14 protein-coding genes are annotated in these 17,316 nt (G+C 49.9%); 8 read left to right on the top strand and 6 right to left on the bottom strand.

Annotated elements, in window-relative coordinates; translation table 11 throughout:
* Window positions 1-216: 216 nt before the first annotated feature.
* The gene (locus tag I2D83_RS09300) at window positions 217-483 is read left to right on the top strand and encodes a GrxA family glutaredoxin (protein ID WP_010277298.1); all 267 of its coding nucleotides are present in this window, start codon (window positions 217-219) and stop codon (window positions 481-483) included.
* A gap of 67 nt (window positions 484-550) precedes the next feature.
* On the opposite strand, the gene I2D83_RS09295 is transcribed toward I2D83_RS09300, so the two are convergent.
* Window positions 551-922, bottom strand: a complete 372-nt coding sequence (locus I2D83_RS09295; protein WP_015839946.1) for an inner membrane protein YbjM — start codon at window positions 920-922, stop codon at window positions 551-553.
* 380 nt (window positions 923-1,302) lie between these two features.
* On the opposite strand from I2D83_RS09295, the gene I2D83_RS09290 reads away from it, so the two are divergent.
* The 3 genes from I2D83_RS09290 (at window position 1,303) to deoR (ending at window position 4,803) form a co-directional block, all read left to right on the top strand.
* Window positions 1,303-2,991, top strand: a complete 1,689-nt coding sequence (locus I2D83_RS09290) for an aspartate:alanine antiporter (RefSeq protein WP_015839945.1) — start codon at window positions 1,303-1,305, stop codon at window positions 2,989-2,991.
* Window positions 2,992-3,329: 338 nt separating this feature from the next.
* Window positions 3,330-3,998 carry a deoxyribose-phosphate aldolase gene (gene deoC / locus I2D83_RS09285; protein WP_010277306.1) on the top strand — a complete coding sequence of 223 codons (669 nt, stop codon included), beginning with the start codon at window positions 3,330-3,332 and terminating at the stop codon, window positions 3,996-3,998.
* Window positions 3,999-4,029: 31 nt separating this feature from the next.
* Window positions 4,030-4,803 (top strand): DNA-binding transcriptional repressor DeoR, encoded by a 774-nt coding sequence (gene deoR / locus I2D83_RS09280; RefSeq protein WP_205947981.1) that lies wholly within the window; start codon window positions 4,030-4,032, stop codon window positions 4,801-4,803.
* Here the strand turns inward: deoR and I2D83_RS09275 are convergent.
* The 4 genes from I2D83_RS09275 to I2D83_RS09260 all read right to left on the bottom strand — a co-directional run bounded on the left by I2D83_RS09275 (window position 4,800) and on the right by I2D83_RS09260 (window position 8,888).
* The gene (locus I2D83_RS09275) at window positions 4,800-6,005 is read right to left on the bottom strand and encodes a serine hydrolase (RefSeq protein ID WP_015839942.1); all 1,206 of its coding nucleotides are present in this window, start codon (window positions 6,003-6,005) and stop codon (window positions 4,800-4,802) included. The genes deoR and I2D83_RS09275 overlap by 4 nt on opposite strands.
* A gap of 286 nt (window positions 6,006-6,291) precedes the next feature.
* Entirely contained in the window at window positions 6,292-6,951 is a 660-nt protein-coding gene (locus I2D83_RS09270) for a methionine ABC transporter permease (RefSeq protein WP_015839941.1), read from the bottom strand.
* Window positions 6,944-7,960: a methionine ABC transporter ATP-binding protein gene (locus I2D83_RS09265; protein WP_194430071.1), complete on the bottom strand. Its 1,017-nt coding sequence runs from the start codon at window positions 7,958-7,960 to the stop codon at window positions 6,944-6,946. Before I2D83_RS09265 ends, I2D83_RS09270 begins: the two co-directional genes overlap by 8 nt.
* A gap of 82 nt (window positions 7,961-8,042) precedes the next feature.
* A complete protein-coding gene (locus tag I2D83_RS09260) occupies window positions 8,043-8,888 on the bottom strand; it encodes a MetQ/NlpA family ABC transporter substrate-binding protein (RefSeq protein ID WP_181828340.1) in 846 nt (281 codons plus the stop codon).
* Between the two features lie 144 nt (window positions 8,889-9,032).
* Between I2D83_RS09260 and I2D83_RS09255 the strand changes: the two genes are divergently transcribed.
* Window positions 9,033-9,650 (top strand): glutathione S-transferase family protein, encoded by a 618-nt coding sequence (locus I2D83_RS09255; protein ID WP_205947980.1) that lies wholly within the window; start codon window positions 9,033-9,035, stop codon window positions 9,648-9,650.
* Window positions 9,651-9,681: 31 nt separating this feature from the next.
* On the opposite strand, the gene I2D83_RS09250 is transcribed toward I2D83_RS09255, so the two are convergent.
* The gene (locus I2D83_RS09250) at window positions 9,682-10,848 is read right to left on the bottom strand and encodes a PQQ-dependent sugar dehydrogenase (RefSeq protein WP_194430069.1); all 1,167 of its coding nucleotides are present in this window, start codon (window positions 10,846-10,848) and stop codon (window positions 9,682-9,684) included.
* Between the two features lie 642 nt (window positions 10,849-11,490).
* Here I2D83_RS09250 and I2D83_RS09245 point away from each other — a divergent pair.
* The 3 genes from I2D83_RS09245 (at window position 11,491) to I2D83_RS09235 (ending at window position 17,263) form a co-directional block, all read left to right on the top strand.
* Complete coding sequence (locus tag I2D83_RS09245; protein ID WP_181844304.1) at window positions 11,491-13,323, top strand: glycosyltransferase family 8 protein; 1,833 nt, start codon at window positions 11,491-11,493, stop codon at window positions 13,321-13,323.
* 201 nt (window positions 13,324-13,524) lie between these two features.
* Complete coding sequence (locus I2D83_RS09240; protein WP_205947979.1) at window positions 13,525-15,372, top strand: glycosyltransferase family 8 protein; 1,848 nt, start codon at window positions 13,525-13,527, stop codon at window positions 15,370-15,372.
* 82 nt (window positions 15,373-15,454) lie between these two features.
* Entirely contained in the window at window positions 15,455-17,263 is a 1,809-nt protein-coding gene (locus I2D83_RS09235) for a glycosyltransferase (RefSeq protein WP_205947978.1), read from the top strand.
* The last annotated feature ends 53 nt before the right edge of the window (window positions 17,264-17,316 follow it).

The raw sequence follows: 17,316 nt of genomic DNA, 5'->3' as shown, positions 1-17,316 counted from the left end.
CACAGTCTAATCGGCGTAGCAAATCGTTGTAACAGGTAATGACTACTTTTTTTCATCAATGAATGCGGGCATAGTATTGATAAATTTCGGTATAGTAACGCGATTCGCAGTAACCTCATTAACCGTAACACTTTTAGTCGTGACCTTGTCTGCAACAGGCGTCACGCTATACGTTTCAAGAATGAGAACATTTTCTAATTTTACAAAGGAGTTTACATGTTCGCTGTAATTTTCGGGCGCCCCGCTTGCCCTTATTGTGTTCGTGCGAAAGAACTGGCAGAGAAATTGGCCGAGCAACGTGATGACTTCAGCTTCCGCTATGTAGACATCCATGCAGAAGGTATCTCGAAAGAAGATTTGTCCAAGACGGTAGGAAAGCCGGTTGAAACCGTACCGCAGATTTTCCTGGACGAGAAACACATCGGCGGTTGCACCGATTTTGAAGCCTATGCCAAAGAGCACCTGGCTCTGTTCCAGTCATAATCATCGAACTGGCAGAACAATAGCGCGGCGACAGTCCGCGCTTTTTTTATGGCAATGAGATAGGCTCTTAGCGAAGATAGCGTCGATAAAGGCTACGTAAACACAGCACGCCCAACGCGCCCAGCACACACCAAAAGACCGCGCTCATCACATAGGCCAGCTCTTGCCAGAAAGATCGCATCGGCGTATTCCACAGATGAAGCACCAGTAAGCATACGGGCATCGCCGCCAGTGCGCCAAACAACGGGTAAAGCAAGCGGCCACGTGCGGAAAGAAAACAGGCCACCATGCCGGGCAGTAGAAAAAGCAACATCCCCGGACTACCACGCAGCCCGTCATTCACCACAACATCCGATGCCTCAATCTTTTGGCTCAGAAATACCACGGTGAACAAAAGAAAACAGCAGGTCGCGCCGACCCAACCTTTATTTTTTGCCATAAATCGCCCCCTTTCAATATGCCTCCCAACCTGCATCAACCAGATACCGAAAACACATGGTGCGGTATGGTAAAAATGATGGGTCTCTCTATTCCCCGATATGAAAAACATGAGGCTTCGCTACGATTTATTCGACGCGCAGGTTATCCGTAGAAAGAGAGAATAACCCGCCGCATTCCTTCACCGGCGACACCACAATCATTAAATTAAACAATAATTACACTGAACAATTTTATCGGATAAATTATACTGAACGAGGCTGATTCCTTTCAGCTGACGTGTATTGATACCGTCACGGGAATTCATGCATTTCATGGCTAAATCTAGCCGCTATAATGAATAACATCAAGAACTTACTGGTAAACAACAAGTTACATTCCATGAATATAAACGTCGCTAATTTGTTAAATGGGAATTACATTCTGCTTTTATTCGTGGTTCTTTCATTAGGACTCTGTCTGGGGAAATTACGCCTCGGGCCAGTACAACTCGGTAATTCTATTGGCGTTTTAGTGGTTTCTTTATTACTCGGCCAACAACATTTTTCGATTAATACCGAAGCGCTGAGCCTCGGTTTCATGTTATTTATTTTTTGCGTGGGAGTGGAAGCCGGACCCAATTTCTTTTCTATTTTCTTCCGCGACGGAAAAAATTATTTCATGCTGGCGCTGGTGATGGTCGGTAGCGCAATGTTACTCGCGCTGGGTTTAGGTAAATTCTTTGGCTGGGGAATTGGCCTGACGGCCGGGATGCTGGCGGGTTCCATGACATCCACGCCGGTGCTGGTCGGCGCTGGCGACACGCTGCGCAACACCGCCAGTATGGGCAGCCAGCTCGGTATTGAGCAAGACCACCTGAGCCTGGGCTATGCACTGACCTATCTGGTCGGGCTGGTCAGCCTCATTTTTGGCGCACGCTATCTACCCAAACTTCAGCATCAGGATCTCCCCACCAGCGCGCAGCAGATTGCACGCGAGCGCGGGCTAGACGCAGACAGCCAGAGAAAAGTCTATCTGCCAGTGATTCGCGCCTATCGCGTCGGACCGGAACTGGTTGACTGGGCAGCGGGCAAGAATTTGCGCGAGTTGGGGATCTATCGTCAGACCGGCTGCTACATCGAACGCATCCGACGCAACGGCATTCTGGCCAGTCCTGACGGCGATGCCGTTTTACAAATCGGTGATGAAATCGCGCTGGTTGGCTATCCAGATTCGCACTCCCGCCTGAACTCCAATTTCCGCGACGGTAAGGAAGTTTTCGATCGCGATTTGCTGGACATGCGTATTGTCACCGAAGAGATCGTCGTCAAGAATCACAATGCCGTCGGCAAACGCCTTAGCCAATTGAAGCTGACCGACCACGGCTGTTTTCTAAACCGTATTGTCCGCAGCCAGATCGAAATGCCGATTGACGATAGCGTCGTGCTGAATAAAGGAGATGTCTTGCAGGTCAGCGGCGACGCTCGCCGGGTAAAAAGCATTGCTGACAGAATCGGGTTCATTTCTATTCACAGCCAGGTCACCGATCTACTGGCTTTCTGCGCTTTTTTCGTTATCGGTATCATGGTCGGACTGATCACCATCCAATTTAGCAACTTCACCTTTGGTATCGGTAACGCAGCCGGGTTGCTATTCGCCGGTATCATGCTGGGGTTCCTGCGCGCCAACCACCCGACCTTCGGCTATATTCCGCAAGGCGCACTCAACATGGTCAAAGAATTTGGCCTGATGGTCTTTATGGCTGGCGTTGGGCTGAGTGCAGGCAGCACCATCAACAGTAGCCTGGGTGAAGTCGGTATCCAGATGCTGGCCTCGGGGCTTATTGTCAGTCTGGTGCCGGTGGTGATTTGTTTCCTGTTCGGCGCCTATGTTCTGAAAATGAACCGAGCACTGCTGTTTGGCGCGATGATGGGCGCACGAACCTGTGCTCCCGCGATGGACATTATCAGCGATACGGCTCGCAGTAACATCCCTGCCCTCGGCTATGCGGGCACCTATGCGATCGCCAACGTGCTGCTGACATTAGCGGGTTCACTTATCGTGATTATCTGGCCTGAATTACCCGGCTGAAAAAATGTAAAAAATCGTCAATATTTTCCAGAAAAGCGAGAACTTTTTCTTTTCCCTAAAGTCTGAATAAGTGCCACTGCTTTTCTTTGATTCCCCTTATTGAGGAGCCCATCGTTCCCGCCTTTCAGGTTCAAGAACGATGGGCGTTTTCTTTTCTGTTTTACGCGATGTAACCCCATCTATCTTTCCCTCTCCCCGTGCACGGATAGTCATCTCTCGCTTCATTTTTGTTATTAAAATAACAAATAATAATTTTTTTGTTATTTTTATGACATTTCAATCATTGAGTGTCATAATCGCACCATCTGATTTTTTATCGATACCACCGAGGATTTACCATGACTGACTACGCACGCTATATCGACCACACACTGCTGGCCGCCAATGCCACCGAACAGCAAATCATCACGCTGTGTGATGAAGCGGTAGCACACCGTTTTTATGCCGTTTGTGTGAATTCAGGTTACGTTCCCTTAGTCGCCGAAAAGCTGAAAGGCACGGACGTGCAGGTATGCTCTGTTATCGGTTTTCCTCTCGGAGCAGGCCTGACTGCCAGTAAGGCTTTTGAAGCCAAAGCGGCGATTGATGCCGGTGCTCAGGAGATCGACATGGTGATTAATGTCGGCTGGTTGAAAAGCGGGAAAATTGCCGCCGTTCAGGCGGATATTCAGGCCGTGCGTGAGGTTTGCGCCGCTATACCGTTGAAGGTAATATTGGAAACCTGTCTGCTTGACGACGAACAGATTGTCCTGGTGTGTGAAATGTGTCGTCAGTTGGATGTCGCGTTCGTCAAAACGTCTACTGGTTTCAGCACCGGCGGTGCACGCGAAGAACACGTTCGACTGATGCGTAACACCGTCGGCAGCGAAATGGGTGTCAAAGCATCCGGCGCGGTTCGCGATCGCCAAACGGCACAACGCATGATTGAAGCTGGCGCTACGCGTATCGGCACCAGCTCTGGCGTTGCTATCGTTTCAGGTGAAGCTGCCGCAGCAGGAAACTACTAACAACAAAAATAGCTTACGAGCTGGGAATTTTATGGAAACGCGGCGCGACGAACGAATCGGCAGACTGGCTCAGGCATTAAAGAAAACCGATAAACTCCATCTTAAGGACGCCGCACAGCTACTCGGCGTGTCCGAGATGACCGTGCGCCGCGATCTCAATGCCGATTCCACCAGCGTTATGCTGCTCGGCGGCTACGTCGTGAGCGACCTGAAAAATAACGGTGTCACGAACTATTTTGTCTCCGACCAGCAGAACAAGCACGTAAGAGAAAAGCAGGCTATCGGTGCGGTGGCTGCGCCTCTCGTAGAGGCAAACGATACCGTTTTTTTCGACTGCGGCACCACCATCCCCTTCATCATTGATGCCATTCCTGATGAGCTGCCTTTTACCGCGATTTGTTATTCGCTCAATACCTTCCTGGCGCTACAGGACAAAAAGGCATGCAGAGTGATTTTGTGCGGCGGGGAATATCATCCCGATAACGCAATTTTCACTCCGCTCAACCAGCGCAGCGAACTGGACAACGTGTGCCCGAATAAAGCGTTTATCTCTGCGGCGGGTATTGAACTTAACGCAGGTGCTACCTGCTTTAACTTTGCCGAATTGGGCATGAAACAACGCGCAATGGCGACCGCCCAACGAATTATTATTGTGGCGGACAGCAGCAAATTCGGCCAGATCAAACGCGCCTGTATCGGCCCGATGACGCTGTTTGATACGGTCATTTCCGACAGCGTACCGGGCGAAACCTACTTACGTTACTTTTCCAACAACGGCATCCAGTTAATCCACCCAGGGGATTAACCGAATAACCCACCGAACCACTGCTGAACCTTCATCATCACCGTATCCCAGAGGCGGCTAAAGAAACCGGCCTCGGGGATATCATCCATCGCCACCAGTTCGCGCTGCCCGATGCTTTTGCCATCTAGCTGAAAATCGATGGTGCCGACAACCTGATTCTTGGTTAGCGGTGCGGAAAGCTGTGGTTGATTGAGCGTAAAGCTGGCTTTCAGGTTCTTCATCTGCCCTTTCGGGATGGTCAGCGCGGCGTCCTGTGCGACGCCAAGTCGCGCATCTTTCTCGGTACCAAACCAGACCCGCTGCGTGGTAAACGGTGCATCCGCCTTGATAGGTGTTACCGTTTCAAAAAAGCGGAAGCCCCAGGTAAGCAGCTTTTCACTTTCGCGGAAGCGAATGGCATCCGTTTGCGCCCCCAACACCACGGAAATCAGACGCATATTGCCTTCAGTTGCCGAGGCGACCAGATTGTGTCCCGCACCGTTGGTGTGGCCAGTTTTCACACCGTCCACATTCAGGTTAGTGCTCCACAGCAGACGGTTGCGGTTAGGCTGGCGGATGTTATTGAAGGTGAATTCTTTTTCCTTGTGCAGCGCATACTCTTCCGGTACGTCGCGAATCAACGCCTGACCGAGCAGAGCCATATCACGCGCGGTGCTGTACTGCCCTGTGGCATCAAGCCCGTGCACGGTAAGGAAATGCGTATTCGTCAGGTTAAGCGCCTTCACATAATTATTCATCAGGCTGACAAATGCATCCTGACTGCCTGCGACGTAATCCGCCAGCGCAATGCTGGCATCGTTACCAGACTGAATGACAATCCCTTTATTTAACTCAGAAACGGGGATGCGGTCACCCGGTTTAAGAAACATCAGTGACGAACCACGTAGCGCTGGGTTGCCAGTTGCCCAGGCATCCTTTCCGACGGTCACTTCATCAGTCGGACTAATTTTACCGGATTTAATCGCCTGTCCAATGACATAGCTCGCCATGATTTTTGTCAGGCTGGCAGGATCAAGACGCTCATCGGCATTGCTTTCCGCCAACACCTTACCGCTGTGGTAATCCATCAGGATAAAGGCTTTGGCGTCGATTTGCGGCACCGCAGGCATTTGTTCCGCATAGGTGAATGGCACCACACCAACAAGCAATACCGCACCTACAGAGAAAGACGTGAGTCTGGTCAGGAAAGGGGTTGTTTTCATGAGTTCGCCGCAATGTCCATCAGTCGTTAAAAATTCTTAATTTTCAATATGTTTTGAAAACTTTAGTAACATATAAAGGTAACGCGTCATCTCTGGGATGAAAACCGTTCCTTCTGTAAAGATAGTCAAAGAAATGAAAGCTTCTAAAAAAATGCTGATAAAAAAAGGAGTTAGGGGAAATAAGGAATATCTGAAAATGCAAACGATCGAGCAATCAGAGGAAATAACGAATGGCACGAGGAACATGGTAGTGTAGCCCCGCCCTCGTGCCGATACATGAAAACCCTTAGCGGCGTTCGCGCTTATCTGCACGCTTTGACAACCAGTCGCCCAGTGTTTGTACCACCTGCACCAGAATGACCAATGCAACAACGGTGATCACCATCACCTCGGTTTCATAGCGGTAATAGCCGAAGCGGATCGCCAGATCCCCCACGCCGCCGCCACCGACGATGCCCGCCATCGCTGAATAGCCGATGAGGCTCACCAGCGTAATCGTCAGGCCGCGCAATAATCCTGCTTTCGCCTCTGGCAGTAACACCGTGCCGATAATACGCATCGGGCTGGCTCCAAATGCTTCAGCCGCCTCCACGATACCGGGATCGATTTCACGCAGCGCACTATCCACCAGCCGCGCATAGAACGCGATCGCCGCCACTGACATCGGCACCGCCGCCGCCACAGGTCCAATTGTATTCCCCAAGAGAAACTGCGTCAGCGGTAGCAGCAAGACCAGCAGAATCACGAAGGGAATAGAGCGAATAATATTCACCAGCACGGTGCCAAACAGGTAGACGGCGCGGTTTTGCCAGAACAGATTCCTGTCCGTGACGTAAATCAGCAACCCCAGTGGCAAACCGCCGATGATGGCAAGCAGCGTGGAAATCCCTACCATCTGGAATGTTTCGCCGAATGCCGCGACCAGATCGATCCATAAATCAGCCATGCAGCACCTCCACGTTCGCCGTTCTTACCTGAATATGTTCCACCGCTTCCGCCACTTTTGCGGGGTCGGATGGATGCGTCAATAGCGCCACGAGAATGCCTAGCGCACGATTGCCGATGTATTCGATCTTACCGTGCAGGATGTTGACGGACACACCAAAACGCGTCGCGACATCCGACAGCACGGGTTGCTCCGCCGATTCCCCGACGAATAGAATCTTCAATAATGTGCCCTGCAAATCCTTCAGCAAGCGCGGCGGCAGTGCCAAATCGAGCGTGTGGGAAACCAACTGGCGGGTAAATGCATGCTGCGGCGTCGCGAAGATGTCGAAAACATCGCCCTCTTCCACCACCCGACCGCCCGTCATTACCGCGACCCGATCGCAGACGGCTTTAATCACGCTCATCTCATGAGAAATCAGCACGATGGTGATACCCAGCTTGTCGTTTATCTCTTTCAGCAGCGCCAAAATGGCGGCAGAGGTTTCCAGATCGAGCGCCGACGTTGGTTCATCGCACAGCAACACTTCGGGATCGTTAGCAATCGCTCGGGCAATACCTACGCGTTGTTTCTGTCCGCCGCTGAGCTGTGCCGGATAAGATGATGCTTTATCCGCCAGCCCCACCAGATTCAGAATTTCCGGCACGCGCGCTGCGATATCCGCGTTGGATTTTCCGGCGGCTTTCAGGCTAAACGCCACGTTTTCCGCCACCGTGCGCGTCTGCATCAGGTTGAAATGCTGAAAGATCATGCCGATTTTTTGCCGCTGCTCTCGCAGAAGCTGCCCTGACAGTTCGCTGATGAGCACACCGTTAACGAGCACACGACCTGACGTCGGACGCTGTAAGAGATTGATGGTCCGCAACAGCGTGCTTTTTCCCGCGCCGCTGGTGCCGACAATACCGTAAACCTCTCCGCGCTGGATGTGCAGTGACACGTTGTCTACCGCGCGATTTTCTGGCTGCTTCCCATGAGAGAAGTCAACGCTTACCCCTTCTAACTGAATCATTATCCGCAAACTCCTGGCCTGAGCGGAAAAGAAGAAAGCCGGTCAGAGACCGGCCAAATAGTATGCTGTGCAAGCCTGACGCTTACTGTGCGGGCGCTGGCGTTTTCGCCTGCATCCACTCCGGCTTTTGGAACTGGCTATACATCAATGCCGGATCGTTGATCACTGCGGCATACGCGGGTCCTTCCACAATCGCTTTGGTATCTTTAACAAAAGGCTTATCGAGATCGTCGGTGCGTACGGCAATAATGTTCTTCAGGTTCTCATCCAGCGTTTCCAGCTTGATAGCCGATGACAGTTTCAGACCGGACGCCAGCGCGAAGTTACCGTTCACCAGCGAGGCCGTCACGCTATCCAGCGTGCGAGGCAGTTGCGCCGCCTCCATCGGTTTGAAGACCAACCCGCGCGGGTTTTCAAGAATATCCTTTTCCGAAGCTTTGGTCGGATCGATATCCGCCTTAATCGTAATCAGCCCCATCGATTGTAAGAAGCGCAGGCCGCGCGCCAGATTGGTGGCGTCGTTAGAGAGCGTGACGACATCTCCTTTCTTCAGTTCATCCAGCGATTTGATTTTCTTCGAGTAGAAGCCCATGCTGGCCGTCGGCACGGTAATCAACGGGGAAATTTTTAGCCCTTTATCAGCGGCGAATTTTTCCAGATACAGCGTATGCTGGAAAAGGTTGGCATCGATGCTGCCATTAGCCAACGCCAGATTGGGCTGAACGTAATCGCTGAATTCACGCACGACGACCTTGTAGCCTTTCTTCACCAGCTCAGGTTTGATCGCCAGATTCACCATGTCGCCATACGGCCCTGGCGCCACGCCAAATGTGATCGTCTGTGGATCGCTGCTGGCCATCGCCAGTTGCATACCAGCAGCAAACAGTGTGATGCCCAGAGCGGCGCGAACAGAATGCGTCAATTTCATTGTGTAACTTTCCTGTCTGAATGTAACTTGCTGTCATTATTAAGAATGACAAGTTAAATCATAAAGACTAAAAAGGCATATCATTATTTCTCATCAACTGCTGCGGATGACCTGGGCAGGCTTCACGAAGAAAGAGGGGCAAGTATGATAACGATTTGGGGTCGTGATAACTCGACCAACGTAAAGAAGGTCCTGTGGTGTGCAGAAGAACTGGCGCTGCCTTATCAGCATATTGCGGCGGGTGGACAATTCGGTCTTAACCATGAAGCCGATTATCTGGCGATGAACCCAAATGGCCTCATCCCCTGTTTGCGAGACGGCGATCTGGTGCTGTGGGAATCCAACACCATCGTACGTTATCTGGCGGCGCAGTACGGGCAGGATTCGCTGTATCTCGCGGATGCAGGCAAACGCGCCAGTGCTGAAAAGTGGATGGACTGGGCAAGCGCCCTCGCCGTCTCCTTCGGACCGGTGTTCATTAATATGGTGCGCGTCGCGCCGGAAAAACGCGATATGGCCTCAGTACAGAAAGGCATCGCCGAATGCGAACGCCTGTTCGATATTGTCGATACCGTTCTGGCTAATCAGCCGTGGCTATCCGGCGAACAGTTTGGTGTTGGCGATATTCCACTCGGTTGTATTGTCTACGGCTGGCTGAATATGCCGATTAAGCAGCAGTCGCATCCGCATCTGGAACGCTGGTATCAGCAACTCACCGAACGTCCGGCTTATCAGAAGCACGTCATGATTCCGCTGTCTTAAGTGAGGCAGGCACCGCAAGGTGCCTGATTTCTTACTCCAGTCCGACTTTCAGTAATTTGCCATTGTCATGATCGGTCAGCAAATAGAGGTAGCCATCAGGCCCCAGTCTTACCTCACGAATACGTTCACCGCGATCGCTCAGCAAACGCTCTTGTGAAGCGACTTTGTCGCCATCAAGCGTCAGTCGAATCAGGTTCTTCTCTGCCAGCGCACCGATAAACACTGAGTTTTTCCATTGTGGGAAACGATCGCTGTTATAAAAGGCCATGCCGCTGATGCCCGGTGATTTTTCCCAATAGAAATCAGGGTTCGCCATCCCTTCGATCTCTTTTCCTTTCGCTTCTGGAATCTTCAACCCGGAATAATTAATGCCGTGTGTCGCAATCGGCCAGCCGTAATTTGCTCCCGCTTTAGGGATGTTGATTTCATCGCCGCCTTTCGGGCCGTGTTCATTTTCCCACAGCACACCAGACCACGGGTTAATCGCCAATCCTTGTGGGTTACGGTGTCCGTAGGACCAGATTTCCGGCCGCGCGTTAGGCGTGTTCACAAACGGGTTATCGGACGGTACTTTACCCTCCGCTGTCAGGCGAACAATCTTGCCCTGTAACTTATCCAGATCCTGTGCGGTCGGACGCTCGTTGTTTTCACCCAGCGCGATAAACAGGTGCCCTTGTCGATCAAAAGCCAGCTTGCCGCCGAAGTGGTTACCCGTCGACAGCTTCGGTTCCTGCCGGAAGAAGACCGTAAAATTCTCTAACCGTTTATTATCCTCGGAGAGTGTGCCATAGCCGACAGCGGTTCCCGCTTTACCATCGCTCCCCTCTTCGGCAAAGCTCAGGTAGATGCGCCGATTCTGCGCAAAATCTGGTGATAGCGCGACTTCCAGTAATCCACCTTGTGATTTCGCGAAAACCTTCGGGACGCCAGCGATCGGCGCAGACAGCGCGCTCCCCGCTTTCCACAAGCGTAAATGCCCGGCACGTTCTGTAATCAGAATCCCCTGATTCTCCGGTAAAAACGCTAATGACCACGGGTGGTCCAGCTTATCCTGCAATTCCGTCACCTTCGGTTCCGCCGCTACTAGCTGGCTGGAAAACAGCAGCGTCACGCTAAGCAGCAGCCAATGAGGCGCAGCAGAAAATCGTCGTAACCGGGTGTATGAAGCAAAATTGCGAGGCATGGGGCAATAGGACATAGCGTTGTCTCCATCAAACAAAAGTCCTGTAAATTTAGGCGTCAGGCTGTGTTTGTGCAAAAAAATCACGACAAGCCAATACGAGGAAGCCTTTGACATCATACCTATACACTTCTATTTTTTCTTTACCACCTTTCTGCAATTAGAAATATTAAGAACCTATATCTTCATATTTCATGAAATATAGAAACCATTCCGAATTAAATTAAAAAAATGTCAAATCTCGATAATGTGCATAAAATGCGGTTGTTGAAATATTCATTTGCAACAAACATTAGCATAAGATACGATTTTTTTCGTATTCATATAAAAATCAACAAATCAAACCCACATAATTAAACATCAAAAAAAAAAACACAACGCCATTAATAGACTCAACAAAGGAAATAAAAAACTTCATCACCATACAACCCAACACCTTAAAGATTAATTTAATAAAAAATCAATACCTTATAAATTACATTCAGCATAGCTCAAGCATCACACGCAATGCTTAATGCTTTGACTGCTTGATCCAGAAAAATCTATTTTAACAAGCATTGAAAACACATCCATTAATAATGGTAAATTGTAAGTCATTCATTAACTTGACAAGTCTGTGACGTACATCACATTAAAATCCTAATAGCAAGGAGTGCATATATGGATCAAAAAGGCCAAGATTTACTTATTCCACACGATAGTTTATTACCACATCCCCCAGAACATATTAGAATAGAACCAGCCATTCACCCTGTAAAAGAATTTTATTCCATTACACAACCAGTTCAGGATATTCACTCGGAAGTATTTAAAACATTGCTCAATAGACATGATGCAAAGGAAGTGATTGAAATAATACGGCAGAGAATGCCAGAACTGACTTTAGCTCATGTGTCAGCCCACTATTTACAACTCTGCCTGATGTACGGTGCCGATCGCGGTGTGGCCAACCTGTTTCAAAAGATCAGAATGCGCTACAACCGAAGCACTCATCATAATCTTGTTAATGTCGCAACACGTTTGATTAACAACAGTTTCATGAACGAGGCTAATACGATTATTTTGCACTTATCAGAGTTCGCTAGTCGGCATCCCGCTCAACGTATTTTGCGCTTAAAATACCTGTTTGCCCTCGAACAACTTGATGAGCTGAGCGAGATGTTTAAAGACATCCCATTAAGGGATTACCAAACCTCGGACGAACTGATTGCACTTCGAGTCAAATATGACTGTGTCATGGGGAACCCATCTGCTGGCCTGGAATGGTTAATCGCATTAGCACCTCTCGACACACTTCCTCCCCGCTTACTCCAGTGGGCGGTGGACTGCATGACGACACTAGAACGGTACGAGGAGGCGGTCCCCTTACTGGAGGCGTGGTTTAGCCTTGATTTCTCTTATCGGAGAGATACCAAGCGCGTACTGCGGGTGGCAGAAAAAACGGGGGAAACCCCCAGATTGGTGCTGGCTATCGAACGCCTCCATGGCTGGTTTACCTGCCCTGATTTGGTCCGCTTACGCACGACGCTGCTTCAGGCTTATTCCCCTCCACACCCCGTTCAAATTAGCGAGACCTCTCCAACAGTCAACGGCCCGACATGCGGAGATGCCGCGCTACAGCCAACGAAGCCTCTCTCTGAATATGCCATATTTTTCTGTACTGACGCCGACTTTAGTCTTCCAGCCGTTGTGGCATTAACATCGCTGGCGATGTCGATAGGTGGTGCCAATAATCTCCCCGACATCTATATTTTTGTTCCGCCTGAAATTCGCCCGCTTTGGGAACGTATTGCCGAGCGATTCACGTCAGCATTTCCAATTATAACGCTACGAATTGTTTCGACCTTACAGATGGATCTGGATGAAGTCCGTGCGCAATTTGGTTTCTATAACGTCGGTGAGACATTGAGCACAACCACCTACACGCGATTCTACGCGAGCCGCTATTTACACTATCTCGGCGTGACCCGTGCGCTTTATCTCGACTCTGATATTGTGATCCTGCATTCGCCCTTATCCCTGCTCTATGAGGATATGCAGGGGTTCCCATTGGCTGCGCGTACTGACCGAAATACTCCGTTGATAAAGCGCGCTATCCGGCTACATCGGATCGCCAATGAACGTTATTTTAATGCTGGAGTGATACTGTTTGATCTGACACATCCCGCCATGATCTCTACCATCAACACTGCAATTACGTATAGCAAACAAGGAAATAGCCCGTTACTTTTTCTCGATCAATGCGCGTTGAATAAAGCCATTTCCGGGCTTTATCTGGCACTGGATGAGCGCTACAACAGGTTCATGCCACCAAGTAGCGCTACACAAGTGATAGAGGACAACACCGTCATTATGCACTTCATTGAAACCCCTAAGCCCTGGCAAGCGGGCTACGCTGGCCAGGGACTCACGATATGGGGTGAATACCAACGCCACGCAATACGCATAATCGGCGATGAAATTTTTTGTTCTAGCCCGGTTTGTCCCTCATGAAAGGTGAGAACTTTTGATAAAAATAAACATTCAGGAACACCAGGGCGCTTCAAATATTCTATCGACGCAATAGGTGAAATCCCATCGTGATTTCACCTGATTAACGATACAGGTAATACAACTGCGCGCGGATAGCGCTGGCCGTCATTTCATGAGGCGGCTGTACCAATTCACGATATCCGCAAATTAAGGAGTGCAGAGATGGCGGCACAAGAAAAGGATTTTGTTTCCTCACATCATACCGGAGGGCCCGTTGTACCGCCCTTTGTTTCAGATCATTTACCGGCTAACCGAATGGCCGGGCCTACGGCTAGCAGTGCCATAACCGATGCCTATTTCGGTACTGAGATAGGCAGAATATTACTTAATCTGCACGACGCCAGCATCGCGTTTGCTGCGCTGCAACAGAATAATGCAGGTGTTTCTCAGGTTACGTTGACAACCGGTTACCTACAACTATGCCTCCGTTATGGTGCCGATCAAGGTGTCGCCCGCTTGCTAAAGAGCGTGCAAATGGCATACGTGCATAGCTGTTATCACGCGCTGATCGGTGTCGCAACTCGTCTCATCAATGCAGGTCTGATGTCCGACGCCGAATCGGTCATTGCACACTTATGTAAGTTCACGGGGCCGACTGCAGAGATTAGGATTCTCCGTTTAAAATTCCTGTTTAAGACTGCACAGTTCGACGAGTTGCACAAACAATTTGCCCATATTCCGTTACGGGATTATCGGATCAATGCGGAACTTCTTATGCTGCGTGTTCGATACGAGTGTATTACAGGAAGACCCGATGCCGGGCTCACATGGCTGGACGAGTTCGGCCCTCGCAACACGCTACCTGTCGATCTCATGTGGTCAGCGGCACAATGTCTGAACGAACTCGGCAAATTTGAAGATGCCTTAGCTTTACTTGAGGTGTGGATCAGCCTCGATTTCTCTTTTAAGGATCACGCGGAACTGGTGCTGAATACCGCGTCAAAAAGCAGTGGCACCTTGAGGCTCGTGCGGGCTATCGAGGCATTACATGGCTGGTTCACTTCGCTCGACCTGTTACACCTGCGTACCGCATTACTCCAAACAATTGAAGCACGCCATTCTGCTCATGCAAAAGTGACTTCTGTTGATGAAAAGCAGAGCATCAGAGAGCTCGACTTCCCCTACGCCAACGGCATGATATCCATGACGACCCCAAGGCAAAGACACGCTATTTTCTTATGTGCTGATACCGCATATAACGTTCCAGCGCTGGTAGCGCTAACCTCGTTGGCAATGTCGATTGCACAGGCTAATCCTCCCCCCGACATTTATATGTTTGTTCTGCCTGAAACGCATGAAATCTGGAGCCAGATCGCACATTGTTTTGCCAAAAAATTTCCTCTGACAGTAAAAATTGTATCGACATTACAGATGGATCTCGATGAAAGCCGAGCGCACTACGGGTTTCAAAACTACGGCAAAATACTGAGCATCACCGCGTACGCCCGGCTTTACGCAAGCCGCTATTTGCAAGGACTTGGTATTGCACGCGCACTGTATTTAGACTCCGATGTTGTTATCCGCCGTTCACCACTTGGTTTGCTACATATGGACATGGGAGGGTATCCCCTCGCAGCACGTACTGAACGTGCACACCCAAGAATCAGCCGCGCGATTAAGCTGCACGGTATTCCCAACGGCCGCTATTTTAACTCTGGTATTTTGCTGCTTGATTTCCAGCATCCGGCAACGCAATCAACGCTAAATACGGCCATCGCTTATAGCGAGCAACTCGACAACAAGCTGCTCTATCTAGATCAATGTGCGCTGAACAAAGCCATTCAGGGGCTGTATCTGGATTTGGATGAAAAATTTAACTGGTTCATTGTTCCTGACGATACTGCCCATCCTCAAGACGAGGATGCCGCGATCATGCATTTTATCAGCACGCCGAAACCCTGGGATCTTAACTACAGCGGGAGAGGAGCAACACTTTGGGCCGACTACAAACATCATGCAATACAGGTGATCGGCGAGGGTATTTTTTACGCCATAAGCAAGGTGGCATGACGATGAGCAGATATTGACCGCCGCCAATGAATCATGTGTTTGGTATCGATTTTGGAAAACCAACAACGCAAGGAACGCAGATATGCCTAAACAAGATCGGAACTTAGTACTTTCAAACCATACACCGCAGCCAGAGAGACAATCAATGGTGGCAGCATCTTCTCTTGCCAATAGCACACTGCGTGGCGATATTCATGCTGAGATATTCAAAACACTTCTCAACCAGCATGATACTGACGAGGTGATGTTTGCACTACAGCAACAAATGCCGCTTTCATCAGGTATTCTGGCTACCCGCTATGTGGAAATCTGCCTGCAGTATGGTGCTGACAGTGGGGTAGCCAGGCTTTTTCAGCGCACACCCGTCGCCTACTCCTCCAGTCACTACTACAGCCTTGTCGGCACCACAAACCGCCTGCTCGATGCCGGACAATTAGAAGAAGCTAATGCCATCATTTCACATTTATCAGAGTTTGCTGGCCAGCATCCAAATACCCGCATGCTTCACTTAAAGTACCTACTTAAAGGCCGGCGTTTTGAGGAACTTCGCCAGCAGCTCGAGAGCATTCCCGCTCGAGATTATAAGATGTCGGAAGCACTCGTAGCGCTTCGTACCCGCTATGAGTGCACTATAGGCAATCCAGAAGCAGGGCTGGCATGGTTGGCCGACCTTGGCCCACTTGAAACGCTATCGGCTAACCTTATTCATTGCGCCATCCAGTGCTTGATCAGTTTAGCGCGTTACAACGATGTTATACCTTTGCTCGAAGCATGGTTTAACCTCGATTTTTCTTATCAGGAGGCCGCTAAGCGTATTTTGCTGGTTGCGACCCAGACTGGAGAAACCATCAGGCTGATACGCGCTATAGAGCAGTTACACGGCTGGTTTACCTCACCTGATCTGATCCGCTTACGCTCCGCGCTAATAACGTTAGATGCTACACAACGACGCATTCAGCGTGAGGACGACAAGGGGGATGAAACCGAAAGCACAAGCTTGACTGCATACTATCCGCTTGGCGTTTCTCTCTCACCACCCCATCCCGTTTCTGAAAATGCCATTTTCTTCTGTGCCGATACGGCGTACACGGCTCCGGCTATCGTCGCCCTCATCTCGCTGGCAATCGCCATCGAGCGTAGCGAAAATTTACCTGACATCTATATTTTCGTGTTGCCGGAAGCACATGGTCTATGGGGACAACTCGCCAGCAGCTTCAACAGAGAATTTCCGTCTTTGACGCTACGGGTAGTCTCAACGTTGCAAATGCAACTTGATCAGAGCCGGGCACACTACGGGTTTAATTCCATGGGAGATATGCTGAGCACCATGGCATACGCTCGACTTTATGCCAGCCGTTATCTATCCCAATGTGGTGTAGCACGGGCCCTATATCTTGATTCCGATGTAGTTATCCAATCTTCACCGCTGCCACTGTTGTATATGGATATGGAAGAATTTCCGTTGGCTGCGTGCCATGACCAGGTGGGTCCTCTGGTTGACCATGCAATCACACTGCATGGTATCCCTAATGGTCGCTATTTTAACTCTGGCGTGATGCTATTGGATTTCCATCACCCAGCTACATTACCCGCAATAGAAGCTGCGATTGCCTACAGTGAAGACACAGATAGCGTCCTTATTTTTCAAGATCAGTGCGCATTGAACAAAGCGATTCGTGGTCTCTATCTGACGCTGGATGGAAAATATAACTGCTATATGCCTCCAGGTCGACCAATGAGCGCTATGTATGAAAACGCGGCTATCGTCCATTTTGTCAGCACGCCCAAGCCGTGGCACCTGGCCTATTTAGGTCAAGGGACGGCACTTTGGTCTCGTTTTTATGACCATGCCGTGCGAATTGTCGGAAAAGATATTTTTCTCTCCCTCTAGGACCCGGCTCTAAGCACGGTCTACCAGATTGAGCATAAATATAAACATTCACG

Origin of the sequence: Pectobacterium aroidearum, from assembly GCF_015689195.1 — a bacterium.
In the GTDB taxonomy this organism is placed as follows: Bacteria; Pseudomonadota; Gammaproteobacteria; order Enterobacterales; family Enterobacteriaceae; genus Pectobacterium; species Pectobacterium aroidearum.
This window is presented reverse-complemented; position numbering and strand designations above follow the sequence as displayed.

Bases quoted from the DNA above. Each gene is read 5' to 3' on its own strand.
- I2D83_RS09300 (WP_010277298.1), top strand. From the start codon at position 217: ATGTTCGCTGTAATTTTCGGGCGCCCCGCTTGCCCTTATTGTGTTCGT.
- I2D83_RS09295 (WP_015839946.1), bottom strand. From the start codon at position 922: ATGGCAAAAAATAAAGGTTGGGTCGGCGCGACCTGCTGTTTTCTTTTG.
- I2D83_RS09290 (WP_015839945.1), top strand. From the start codon at position 1,303: ATGAATATAAACGTCGCTAATTTGTTAAATGGGAATTACATTCTGCTT.
- deoC (WP_010277306.1), top strand. From the start codon at position 3,330: ATGACTGACTACGCACGCTATATCGACCACACACTGCTGGCCGCCAAT.
- deoR (WP_205947981.1), top strand. From the start codon at position 4,030: ATGGAAACGCGGCGCGACGAACGAATCGGCAGACTGGCTCAGGCATTA.
- I2D83_RS09275 (WP_015839942.1), bottom strand. From the start codon at position 6,005: ATGAAAACAACCCCTTTCCTGACCAGACTCACGTCTTTCTCTGTAGGT.
- I2D83_RS09270 (WP_015839941.1), bottom strand. From the start codon at position 6,951: ATGGCTGATTTATGGATCGATCTGGTCGCGGCATTCGGCGAAACATTC.
- I2D83_RS09265 (WP_194430071.1), bottom strand. From the start codon at position 7,960: ATGATTCAGTTAGAAGGGGTAAGCGTTGACTTCTCTCATGGGAAGCAG.
- I2D83_RS09260 (WP_181828340.1), bottom strand. From the start codon at position 8,888: ATGAAATTGACGCATTCTGTTCGCGCCGCTCTGGGCATCACACTGTTT.
- I2D83_RS09255 (WP_205947980.1), top strand. From the start codon at position 9,033: ATGATAACGATTTGGGGTCGTGATAACTCGACCAACGTAAAGAAGGTC.
- I2D83_RS09250 (WP_194430069.1), bottom strand. From the start codon at position 10,848: ATGTCCTATTGCCCCATGCCTCGCAATTTTGCTTCATACACCCGGTTA.
- I2D83_RS09245 (WP_181844304.1), top strand. From the start codon at position 11,491: ATGGATCAAAAAGGCCAAGATTTACTTATTCCACACGATAGTTTATTA.
- I2D83_RS09240 (WP_205947979.1), top strand. From the start codon at position 13,525: ATGGCGGCACAAGAAAAGGATTTTGTTTCCTCACATCATACCGGAGGG.
- I2D83_RS09235 (WP_205947978.1), top strand. From the start codon at position 15,455: ATGCCTAAACAAGATCGGAACTTAGTACTTTCAAACCATACACCGCAG.